The sequence below is a fragment of the Kitasatospora sp. NPDC088391 genome (assembly GCF_044753345.1).
In the GTDB taxonomy this organism is placed as follows: Bacteria; Actinomycetota; Actinomycetes; order Streptomycetales; family Streptomycetaceae; genus Kitasatospora.
This window is the reverse complement of the sequence record NZ_JBIVNB010000003.1, coordinates 912,567-923,072: the sequence shown is the minus strand read 5'-3', so window position 1 is coordinate 923,072 and position 10,506 is coordinate 912,567. Positions and strand designations below refer to the sequence as shown.

Sequence of the window (10,506 nt, the reverse complement as noted above, 5' to 3'; positions counted from 1 at the left end):
GGTATTGCGGGTCACACAGCCCGGCCCCCGGGGCCCGCCGGGGGGGCCCCGGCCCCCGGGGGGGGGGGGCGCCCGGGGGCCCCCCCCCCGACGGAGGGTCAGCGCGCCTTGCGGCGCGAGCCGGGGCGGCGTTCGCTCGGCCGGTAGACCGGCTCGCCCGCCGCGGTGGCGGCGTCCCGGCGGTTGGCCCCGAAGTCGGCGAGCGCCTGGGCGAGCGCCGACGCGGACGGGGCCGGGGCCATCACGTCGACCCGCAGGCCGTGCTCCTCCGCCGTCTTGGCGGTGGCCGGGCCGATGCAGGCGATGACGGTCACGTTGTGCGGCTTGCCGGCGATGCCGACCAGGTTCCGAACGGTCGAGGACGAGGTGAACAGCACCGCGTCGAAGCCGCCGCCCTTGATCGCCTCCCGGGTCTCGGCCGGCGGCGGCGAGGCGCGCACCGTCCGGTACGCGGTCACGTCGTCGACCTCCCAGCCGAGCTCGACCAGGCCGGCCACCAGGGTCTCGGTGGCGATGTCGGCGCGCGGCAGCAGCACCCGGTCGATCGGGTCGAACACCGGGTCGTACGGCGGCCAGTCCTCCAGCAGGCCGGCGGCGGACTGCTCGCCGGACGGCACCAGGTCGGGCTTCACGCCGAAGTCGACCAGGGCCTGCGCGGTGGTCTCGCCGACCGCCGCGACCTTGATCCCGGCGAAGGCCCGGGCGTCCAGGCCGTACTCCTCGAACTTCTCCCGGACGGCCTTGACGGCGTTCACCGAGGTGAAGGCGATCCACTCGTAGCGGCCGGTGACCAGGCCCTTGATCGCCCGCTCCATCTGCTGCGGGGTGCGCGGCGGCTCGACCGCGATGGTCGGCACCTCCTGCGGCACCGCGCCGTACGAGCGCAGCTGGTCGGAGAGGCCGTGCGCCTGCTCCTTGGTGCGCGGCACCAGGACGTTCCAGCCGAACAGCGGCTTGGTCTCGAACCAGGAGTGCGAGGCCCGGTGGGCGACCTGCTCACCGACCACGGCTATCACCGAGGTCGCCGGGTCCACCGGGGCGGAGACCGGCGAGGGCAGCACCCGGGCGGCCTTCAGGTCGGCGGCGATGGCGGCCAGCGTGGAGGTGAAGGTGCGCTGCCGGGTGGTGGTGCCGGAGAGCGTCGCGGACAGCGCCGCGTCGGGCTTGCGGCCGTGCGCCACCAGCGCGTTGGCGGTCGCGGGCAGCTGGCCCAGGGTGGTCCGCACCACCAGGGTGGTCTCCGGCGCGCCCAGGTCGACGACCTGGCCGGCCAGCAGCGCCTCGGCGTCGACGAAGCGGACGTCCGCCCCGCTGCCGCCGCGCAGCGGCACGCCCGCGTAGGCGGGCACGCCCACCGACTGGGCGACGCCGGGGACGACCTCGAACGGGACGCCCGCGGTCGCGCAGCGCAGCATCTCCTGGGCGGCGCAGCCGTCCAGGCCGGGGTCGCCGTCGACGGTGCGGACCAGGTGCCGGCCGGCCTTGACGGCGTCGGCGGCCAGGTCGCACAGCTCCTTGCCGACCTCGGCCGGGTCGAGGACCTGGACGTTGGCCGGACAGTGGGTGCGGACCGCGGCGGCGGTCAGCGGGTCGGCGATCAGCACGTCGGCGGTGGCGAGCACGTCGACGGCGCGCAGGGTGAGCAGCCCGGGGTCGCCGGGGCCGGCGCCGAGGAAGGTGCAGCGCCCTGCGGGCGGGTGGAATCCGGCGGCGGTCATCGGGCGCGCTCCCCCATCAGGTTGGCCGCTCCCGTGTCGAGCAGCCGGGTGGCGAGGGCGCGGCCCAGGGCCGCGGCCTGTTCCTCGGCGGTCTCGTCGGGGACGAGCGGGCCGTTGGCGGACATCTTGAGCAGTTCGGTGCCGTCGGTGGTGCCGACCACGCCGTCCAGGCGCAGTTCGGTGCCGGTCCAGCCGGCCAGGGCGGCGACGGGTGCGGAGCAGCCGGCCTCCAGGGTGGCCAGCAGGGCGCGCTCGGCGACCACGGCGGCCCGGGTGGGCCGGTGGTCGAGCCGGGCCAGCACGGCGGCCAGCGTGGGGTCGACGCACTCGACGGCGAGCGCGCCCTGCCCGGGGGCGGGCAGCATCAGCGCGGGGTCGAGGTGCTCGGTGATCTCGGCGGACCGGCCGAGCCGGTTGAGGCCGGCGGCGGCCAGCACCACGGCGTCCAGGCCGCCGGAGGCGACGTACCCGATCCGGGTGTCGACGTTGCCGCGGATCGGGACGGTCTCCAGTTCGACGCCGCGGGCCCGGGCCCAGGCGTTCAGCTGGGACATCCGGCGCGGGGAGCCGGTGCCGATCCGGACCGGGCGGCCGGCGCCCTTGTCGACCAGTTCGGCCAGCGTGAGGCCGTCCCGGGCGACCAGGGCGTCCCGGACGTCCTCGCGCTCGGGGACGGCGGCCAGCAGCAGCCCGGCGGGGGCGGCGGTCGGCAGGTCCTTGAGCGAGTGGACGGCCAGGTCGATCCGGCCCTCCAGCAGGGCGTCGCGCAGGGCGGAGACGAACACGCCGGTGCCGCCGATCTGCGCCAGCGCCTCACGGGAGACGTCCCCGTAGGTGGTGATCTCGACCAGCTCCACGCGGCGGCCGGTGATCGCGGCCACCTCCTCCGCGACCATGCCCGACTGGGCCATGGCGAGGGCGCTGCGGCGGGTGCCGAGACGCAGCGGCGTCACTGTCTCTGGACCATTCATGAGGTGATCGTCCTGGTCGTGCTGGGGGGCTGACGGGGGTTCATCCGGTGACTCCGGCGGGCGGGGCCACGGCGGACCGGTCGGTGGGGGCCTGGGCGGCGGGGATGCCGCCCGGCGGGATCGAGGACCCCGCCTGCGCACCGATCGGGGTGCCGGAGACAGCGTGCACTGCCGCGGGGTCCAAGTCGAACAGTTCGCGCAGGGCTTCCGCGTAGGAGGCCCCGCCGGGTTCGGCGGCGAGCTGCTTGACCTTGACGGTCGGGGCGTGCAGCAGCTTGTCGACCACCCGGCGCACGGTCTGCGAGATCTCCGCCCGGGAGCGCTCGTCCAGATCGGGCAACCGGGCGGTGAGCCGGGCGAGTTCGCCGCTGACCACCTCGGAAGCCATGGCGCGCAGGGCGACCACGGTGGGGGCGATCCGGGCGGCCCGCTGGGCCTGCCCGAAGGCGGTGACCTCGTCGGCCACGATCGTGGAGACCGCGTCGACGTCGCCCGCGCCGGGGGTGGCGGCGTGCGCGTGCGACAGGCTCTCCAGGTCGACCAGCAGGGCGCCGGGGAGTCCGTGCACGGCGTGGTCGACGTCCCGGGGCATGGCCAGGTCGAGGAAGGCGAGGGGGTGTTCGGCCGTGCGCCCGGCGACCGCGGCGGCGACCTCGGGGGCGGCGATCACGGTGCCGGCCGCGCCGGTGCAGGAGATCACCAGGTCGACCTCGGCGAGCAGGGCCGGGACGGCGGCGAAGTCGACGGCGCGGGCGGCGCCGCCGAGGATCTCCACCAGGCGCTCGGCCCGGGCCGGGGTGCGGTTGGCGACCAGCAGGTCGGTGACGCCGGCCCGGACCAGGGTGGCGGCGGCCAGCGAGCTCATCGAGCCGGCGCCGACCACCAGGGCGCGCTTGCCCGCGATCGGGCCGGCCCCGGCGGCGACCTGCTCCAGGCCGAAGGTGACCAGCGACTGGCCCGCCCTGTCGATGCCGGTCTCGCTGTGCGCCCGCTTGCCGACCCGCAGGGCCTGCTGGAACAGCTCGTTCAGGCCGCGGCCCGCGGTGTGCTCCTCCTGGGCCTTGGCCAGCGCGTCGCGCAGCTGGCCGAGGATCTGGCCCTCGCCGACCACCATCGAGTCCAGGCCGCAGGCCACCGAGAACAGGTGGTGGACGGCGCGGTCCTCGTAGTGCACGTACAGGTGCGGGGTCAGCTCGTCCAGGTCGACGCCGCTGTGCCCGGCGAGCAGCTGGGACAGCTCGGCGACGCCCGCGTGGAACTTGTCCACGTCGGCGTACAGCTCGATCCGGTTGCAGGTGTTGACCAGCGCGGCCTCGGCGACGGTCGCCGAGGCGGCCGCGTCGTGCAGCACCCGGGTCGGGGTGTCACCGGTGAGCGCGGCGCGCTCCAGCACGCCGACGGGCGCGGTGCGGTGACTCAGACCGACTACCAGAAGACTCATGCCCCCACCTCGTCGGGACGGATCTCGGTGCTCACGCGGGCATCACCGCGGACAGGTCGTCGTCCGGGCCCGCCTTGGCGGCGGGCGCGGCCTTGCCCTGGGCGGCCTGGCCGGCCTGGGTCGCCTTGGCCGGCTCGGCCTTGCCGCCGCCGGCGGCGCGGCGCAGCTTGGCGGCGGCCGCCCGGACCGGGCCGGGGGCCCGGTCCAGCACCGAGTCGCCGGCGGACGGCTCGTCGCCGGACTTGCGCTGCTCGTGGAAGGCCAGGATCTGCAGCTCTATCGACAGGTCGACCTTGCGCACGTCCACGCCGTCCGGGACGGTCAGCACCGTCGGGGCGAAGTTCAGGATGCTGGTCACCCCGGACTCGACCAGCCGGTCGCAGACCACCTGGGCCGCGCCGGGCGGGGTGGTGATCACGCCGATCGAGACGTGCTGGGAGGCGACGATCTCCTCCAGCTCGTCCATGTGCCGCACCGGCAGGCCGGCCGCGGTGGAGCCGACCACGCTGGGGTCGGCGTCCAGCAGGGCGGCCACCCGGAAGCCGCGGGAGGCGAAGCCGCCGTAGTTGGCGAGGGCGTGGCCCAGGTTGCCGATGCCGACGATGACGACCGGCCAGTCCTGGGTGAGACCCAGCTCACGGGAGATCTGGTAGACCAGGTACTCGACGTCGTAGCCGACGCCGCGGGTCCCGTAGGAGCCGAGGTAGGAGAAGTCCTTGCGGAGCTTCGCGGAGTTCACCCCGGCGGCGGCGGCCAGCTCCTCGGAGGAGACCGTCGGGACCGAGCGCTCGGAGAGCGCGGTCAGCGCCCGCAGGTAGAGCGGAAGGCGGGCCACGGTCGCCTCCGGAATGCCCCGCGCACGCGAGGTGCGGCGCGCGGCGCCCTGGTCGGGCGTCTGCGAACTGCTGGGTGAGGGTCGGCCGATTGCCACGGTGCTCCTGTGGGTGAAGCTGGGCTTGGACCGCCAGGCTATGCGTTTGTGAACGTGTGCACAAAGATGGTGTCCGATTTGTCCCCGAACAGTGACACGCATCACTCGTCACCCGCCGCGCCGATCAGCGCCCGCGGCCCCTCCACCCCCGCCGGCCACGGGCCCAGCGGCGCCAGTCGCCGCAGCAGCGGCACCCCGCCGCGCTCCCCGGCCGAGCGGGCCGGGGCCAGCCGCGGCCACGGCACCACCGGGGCCGGCGGCGCCGGCTCCTCCACCCCGCCGGTCCGCCGGCAGTGCCGCAGCAGCTCGACGGTGGCCCGGGCGTCGCCCAGCGCGGTGTGCGCCGGGAACCAGCCGAGACCGGCCGCCTCGACGCAGGCCGACAGCCCGAAGCCGCCCGCCTCCGGCAGCAGCCGGCGGGCCGTCCGCATCGTGCAGAGCAGCGGCACCGCGGGCAGCACCACCCCGATCCGGGCGAACTCCCGCTCCAGGAAAGCCCGGTCGCACGTCACGTGGTGGCCCACCAGCACCCGGTCCGCCAGCAGCTCCAGCAGCCGCGGCGCGATCTGCCGGAACCGCGGCGCGCCCGCCACGTCCTCCTGCGCGATCCGGTGCACGTGCGTCGGCCCGACCGGCCCGACCGGGTCCACCAGCGTGCTGAACTCCCCCTCCGCCCGCAGCCCGGCGTCCAACTGCACCACGGCGACCTCGACCACCCGGTGGCGCCAGGGGCTACGACCGGTGGCCTCGACGTCGACGACGGCGTAGCCGTTCATCGCGCCCTCCTCTTGCACAGCCCCCGGCGGACGGAAAACCGTTCGATCGTAAGCCGAGAAGTGGAGGAACTCCTAGGCCGATCTTCATCGAACGTTCACGAACCGCCGCCGCTCGTCCCCGCCCCCGGGTCGAGGGAAACCGGACCCCGCCGCACGGGACAGCGAGCCGAATCCCCCCGCCGGAGGCGGACCGGACCCCGCTGCGCGGAGCCTGCGGCGGAAAAGAGCACGACCGCCCCCGCCGAAGGCGGGAAGGACCGGGCAGCGCAAGCAGGACCCGCCACGCGAAGCCCGGTCCGCGAGAAACCGAATCCCCGCCGGAGGCGGACCGGAACCCGCCGTGCGGAGCCCTCGCAGGAAGGAACACAGCCGTCCCCGCCGGAGGCGAAAAGGCCGGGTGTACGGGCGGAACCCGCTGCGCGGAGCACCCGGCGGAGGACGGGTCAGGTGGTGAGGGCCTTGCGGAGGCGGGTCTCGTCGACGCGCCAGAAGTCGTGCTGGCGGCCGTCGATCAGGGTGACCGGGATCTGTTCGGCGTACTGCTCGTGGAGGGCGGGGTCCTGGAGGATGTCCTTCTCCTCGAAGCGGGCGCCGAGGTCGGCGGTGACCTTGAGGATGGTCGCGCGGGCGTCCTCGCAGAGGTGGCAGCCGGGCTTGCCGATCAGGGTGACGGTCATCTCGGCGGGGTTCTTCTTCTGGCGTCGCAGCAGGCTCACGGACCCATTGTGCCGCCGGGCCGGACGCCGCCCGTTCACCGGTGCGGCACTCCGCCGACACGGGGTCGGCGGCCCCGGCTGACTATGCTCGTCGCATGGCCGCGCTGCGAAGGCTCACCCAGTCCAGGCGTCCCACCGAGGAGCGGAGCGCCCTCGCGGGCGAGGCCGCGGCGGACGCCGCCGAGGCCCAGCTCGCGCCGGACGCCGGGGAGGCCCCGGACGCCCCGAGGGCGCCGGAGGGCGACCACACCCCGGTGCCGGACGACGCCCGGGCCGCCGCGTTCTTCGACTGCGACAACACGATCCTGCGCGGGGCGGCGATCTTCTACCTGGGGGTCGGCCTCTACCGGCGCCGGTTCTTCTCCCGCCGCGACCTGGCCCGGTTCGCCTGGCAGCAGGCCGCGTTCCGGCTGCACGGCACCGAGAACCCGGACCACATCGCGGACGCCCGGGACAGCGCGCTGGGCCTGGTCGCCGGCAAGCACACCGCCGACCTGGAGCGGATCTGCGAGGAGATCTTCGAGCCGGTGCTGGCCGAGAAGATCTGGCCCGGCACCCGGGCCCTGGTGCAGATGCACCTGGACGCCGGGCAGCGGGTCTGGCTGGTGACGGCGGCCCCGCAGGAGGTGGCCCGGCTGATCGCCCGCCGGCTCGGCATGACGGGCGCGCTCGGGACGGTCGCCGAGACCCGGGACGGCGTCTACACCGGCAGGCTGGTCGGCGGGATGCTGCACGGCCCGGCGAAGGCCGCCGCGGTCCAGGCGCTGGCCCGCCGCGAGCAGTTGGACCTGGCCCGGTGCGCGGCGTTCAGCGACTCCGCCAACGACATCCCGATGCTGAGCCTGGTCGGCCACCCGTACGTGATCAACCCGGACGCGGCGCTGCGCCGGCACGCCCGGACGATGGGCTGGCGGGTCCGGGACTTCCGCACCGGGCGGAAGGCGGCCAGGATCGGCGTGCCCGCCGCGGCGGGGCTGGGCGTGCTCGCGGGGGCGGCCGCCGCGACGGTCGCCGCCCGGCGGCGGCACCGGTCCTGACCTGGCGTCAACCCGCTGTCGGCGACACGCCACCGTCGGGTGGTTCGTCCTCACTCCGGGGAGCGAATCCCGGCCCCGGGGCCGGTGGTCCGGGCCTGATCGACCATGGCCGGAACTGATCGTTCGACAGTCGGTCAAAGTCATGGGTTGGAACCGGCAGGACCGGGGAAACCCGGCCGACACGCCAACGTTCGGTCACCTGACGTGCACAACTGGTCACATTGAGCCGGATGGATGCCGCCAACTCCGGTCACTGACAGGTGAATATGCGCAAGAAGTGGACCTCATCCGACCACTTCGACCACGCGGTGTAGCTGTCATTGCACAAAGCGTTATTCTCTCCTGAATGCACGCCACCCCAGCGTCCCCGCGACGGGTGGTGTGCGGCGTGCTCTCCGCCCCGGCGGAGGTGATCCGTCCACAGTTCTGCCTCTGGGAGTCCCGTGTACCCACCCGTCCGGAACGACGCGCCAGCCACCTCCCGCCCGTCGACCGCCACTCTGCGCCGCGGCGTGCGGCTGGACCGACTGTGGGCCGCGATCCGCGAGTTCGAGCTGTTGGTCCCCCAGCCCGCGGTGGCCGGCCCGGCGTTCGCGGCGCTCACCGCGCCCGCGGCGCCCGCAACGTTCACCGCACCCCTGCTGCGCTCCACCGCGCCCGGGTCCACCACCGCCGGCTCCCCGGGCGGCGGTTCGGCCGCCGGCGGCCCGACCGCCGCGCCGCGCGGCCGGACGGTGCCCGCCCCCGGCACCCGCGGCCGGGCCCGCAGCGCGCCCGCCGGCCCCGGCTACGACACCGAGCACAACCCGGTGGTCGAGCTGGTCGAGCGGGCCCAGAACGGCGAGAGCGAGGCCTTCGGCCGGCTCTACGACCACTACGCCGACACCGTGTACCGGTACATCTACTACCGGGTCGGCAGCCGGGCCACCGCCGAGGACCTGACCAGCGAGACCTTCCTGCGCGCGCTGCGCCGGATCGGCACCTTCACCTGGCAGGGCCGCGACTTCGGGGCCTGGCTGGTCACCATCGCCCGCAACCTGGTGGCCGACCACTTCAAGTCCAGCCGGTTCCGACTGGAGGTCACCACCGGCGAGATGCTCGACTCCAACGAGTGCGAGCGCAGCCCCGAGGAGTCGGTGCTGGAGTCCCTCTCCAACGCCGCCCTGCTGGACGCCGTCCGCCGGCTCAACCCGCAGCAGCAGGAGTGCGTGACGCTGCGCTTCCTGCAGGGCCTGTCGGTGGCCGAGACCGCCCGGATCATGGGGAAGAACGAGGGCGCCATCAAGACCCTGCAGTACCGGGCGGTCCGCACGCTGGCCCGCCTGCTGCCGCCGGACGCCAGGTGATCCGGCGCCCGTGGACGCGATAGCGCACAGACCCCCGCCGCCCCGCCCGGGAATTGACGCACCGTCAATCCGCCCCGGGCGCGGGCACGTCCGGGTGACGGAGCGGTCATCTGCTCTGCTTAATACGCCAGGGGGGTCATGCGTAACCGACTCCCGACGCCGCTCGTTGGCCAGCGTGCAATCCGCCTTCGGGCCCGCAGTCAAGCCTGGCTTCGACCTGTCACCCGATGGTGTGGTTTCGGCCTGTCGGGACAACCAACCGGCGGGCCACGGTGTCGAAAACGACGAAGGGAGGTGTGGCCCGTGACGGCAAACGTGCTGGAGCACCGGCGGGCGAAGTCCTTCGCCGAGGCGCTGGAGGCCCACCAGAGTGACCACCGGAGCAGCGGCGCGCACCGGGCCGGCTCCGCCCCCATGGCCGACCTGCTCGCCATGGCCGACGCGCTCGGTGCGGTCCCGGCCCCGGAGCTCGCCGCCGAGACGCGGACGGTCCAACGGGCCCAACTGATGGCCGCGTTCGAGCAGGAGTGGGCCGGTGGCGCCCCCACCGCGGTCCTCCCCGTCCAGCGCGGCCGCCGGGCCCGCCGCGGTGCCCGCTGGGGCCGTCGGCTCGCCATCGGCGGCCTGGTCGCCGGCGTCGCCGTGGGCTCGTTCGCCGGAGCCGCCGCCGCCTCCACCAACGCCCTCCCCGGCGACGCCCTGTACGGCATGAAGCGCGGCCTGGAGGGGCTCCGCCTCGACTGGGCCGACAACGACACCGAGCGCGGCGCGCTGCTGCTCCAGCAGGCGTCCACCCGGCTCGACGAGGCGCAGTCGCTGCTCGGCCGGTCCGGCGACCCGACGGCGCTCAGCCCCGCCACCGTGGACCAGGTCCGCCGGGCGCTCGACGACATGCACGCGGAGGCGCTGCGCGGCCGCGACCTGCTGCGCGCCGTCTACCGCACCAACGGCTCGCTCACCCCGATGCGCCAGCTCGCCGGCTTCGCCGGGCAGGACGAGCGCTGGGCGGCGCTGCAGTCCAAGCTGCCGGCCGGGCTGAGCAGCCAGGCCGGCAAGGTCGACCGGCTGTTCGACGACATAAGCGAAGACGTCGCCCCGCTCCGGCTCACCCCGCAGCCGGGCCAGGGCGGCGGCCAGCAGCCGTCGGGCGGTACCACCGGCGCCACCGGCGGGGCCGGGCAGCAGGCGCCCGGCCAGGGCAGTACGGCTTCCGGCGGTGCGACCGGCGGGCACAACTCGGGCACCGCGCCCACCGCCCGGACCACCCCGGCGCCCGCCGCCTCCCCGCAGCCCGGTCTGGGCGGCCTGATCAGCGGCCTGACCGGCACCGGCGCCACCCCGGGCAGCACGCCCGCGGCCGGGTCCGCCCCGACGGCGGCGGGCGCGAGTCCGGCCGCCCCGGCGGACGGGCAGGGCATCACGATCCCGCCGCTGATCCCCGGCCTGCTGCCGGGTCTGACGCTCAAGTAGCGCGCCGGGGGGGGGGGGGGGGGGGGGGGGCGGGGGGGGGGGCGCGCGGGGCCCCCCCCCCCCCCGGCCGCCCCCCCCCCGCCCCCGCGGGCCCCCCGCC

At 75.4% G+C, this 10,506-nt stretch carries 9 protein-coding genes; 3 read left to right on the top strand and 6 right to left on the bottom strand.

Translation table 11 applies throughout. The annotated features are described in order from the left end of the window. Nucleotides 1-98: 98 nt before the first annotated feature. From ACIQBJ_RS12905 to ACIQBJ_RS12880, 6 genes are all read right to left on the bottom strand, one after another. A complete protein-coding gene (locus ACIQBJ_RS12905) occupies nucleotides 99-1,718 on the bottom strand; it encodes a uroporphyrinogen-III synthase (protein WP_400708026.1) in 1,620 nt (539 codons plus the stop codon). After that, on the bottom strand, nucleotides 1,715-2,689 hold the full coding sequence (hemC, locus tag ACIQBJ_RS12900; RefSeq protein WP_400708024.1) for a hydroxymethylbilane synthase: 975 nt from the start codon (nucleotides 2,687-2,689) through the stop codon (nucleotides 1,715-1,717). Before hemC ends, ACIQBJ_RS12905 begins: the two co-directional genes overlap by 4 nt. A 40-nt stretch (nucleotides 2,690-2,729) precedes the next feature. Then, the gene (locus tag ACIQBJ_RS12895) at nucleotides 2,730-4,130 is read right to left on the bottom strand and encodes a glutamyl-tRNA reductase (protein WP_400708022.1); all 1,401 of its coding nucleotides are present in this window, start codon (nucleotides 4,128-4,130) and stop codon (nucleotides 2,730-2,732) included. A 31-nt stretch (nucleotides 4,131-4,161) separates the two neighbouring features. Continuing rightward, nucleotides 4,162-5,061 carry a redox-sensing transcriptional repressor Rex gene (locus ACIQBJ_RS12890; protein WP_400708020.1) on the bottom strand — a complete coding sequence of 300 codons (900 nt, stop codon included), beginning with the start codon at nucleotides 5,059-5,061 and terminating at the stop codon, nucleotides 4,162-4,164. A 101-nt stretch (nucleotides 5,062-5,162) separates the two neighbouring features. Further along, nucleotides 5,163-5,837, bottom strand: coding sequence for a PolC-type DNA polymerase III (locus tag ACIQBJ_RS12885; protein WP_400708019.1), 675 nt, complete (start codon nucleotides 5,835-5,837; stop codon nucleotides 5,163-5,165). Between the two features lie 443 nt (nucleotides 5,838-6,280). Next, a complete protein-coding gene (locus ACIQBJ_RS12880) occupies nucleotides 6,281-6,514 on the bottom strand; it encodes a glutaredoxin family protein (protein WP_400708164.1) in 234 nt (77 codons plus the stop codon). Nucleotides 6,515-6,648: 134 nt separating this feature from the next. Between ACIQBJ_RS12880 and ACIQBJ_RS12875 the strand changes: the two genes are divergently transcribed. From ACIQBJ_RS12875 to ACIQBJ_RS12865, 3 genes are all read left to right on the top strand, one after another. Further along, nucleotides 6,649-7,590, top strand: coding sequence for an HAD family hydrolase (locus ACIQBJ_RS12875; protein ID WP_400708017.1), 942 nt, complete (start codon nucleotides 6,649-6,651; stop codon nucleotides 7,588-7,590). A 557-nt stretch (nucleotides 7,591-8,147) separates the two neighbouring features. Continuing rightward, the gene (locus tag ACIQBJ_RS12870; protein WP_400708162.1) at nucleotides 8,148-8,936 is read left to right on the top strand and encodes an ECF subfamily RNA polymerase sigma factor, BldN family; all 789 of its coding nucleotides are present in this window, start codon (nucleotides 8,148-8,150) and stop codon (nucleotides 8,934-8,936) included. A 303-nt stretch (nucleotides 8,937-9,239) separates the two neighbouring features. Then, the gene (locus ACIQBJ_RS12865; protein WP_400708015.1) at nucleotides 9,240-10,406 is read left to right on the top strand and encodes a DUF5667 domain-containing protein; all 1,167 of its coding nucleotides are present in this window, start codon (nucleotides 9,240-9,242) and stop codon (nucleotides 10,404-10,406) included. The last annotated feature ends 100 nt before the right edge of the window (nucleotides 10,407-10,506 follow it).

Excerpts from the sequence above, each read along its gene's own strand:
- ACIQBJ_RS12905 (WP_400708026.1), bottom strand. The coding sequence starts at position 1,718 with ATGACCGCCGCCGGATTCCACCCGCCCGCAGGGCGCTGCACCTTCCTC.
- hemC (WP_400708024.1), bottom strand. The coding sequence starts at position 2,689 with ATGAATGGTCCAGAGACAGTGACGCCGCTGCGTCTCGGCACCCGCCGC.
- ACIQBJ_RS12895 (WP_400708022.1), bottom strand. The coding sequence starts at position 4,130 with ATGAGTCTTCTGGTAGTCGGTCTGAGTCACCGCACCGCGCCCGTCGGC.
- ACIQBJ_RS12885 (WP_400708019.1), bottom strand. The coding sequence starts at position 5,837 with ATGAACGGCTACGCCGTCGTCGACGTCGAGGCCACCGGTCGTAGCCCC.
- ACIQBJ_RS12880 (WP_400708164.1), bottom strand. The coding sequence starts at position 6,514 with ATGACCGTCACCCTGATCGGCAAGCCCGGCTGCCACCTCTGCGAGGAC.
- ACIQBJ_RS12875 (WP_400708017.1), top strand. The coding sequence starts at position 6,649 with ATGGCCGCGCTGCGAAGGCTCACCCAGTCCAGGCGTCCCACCGAGGAG.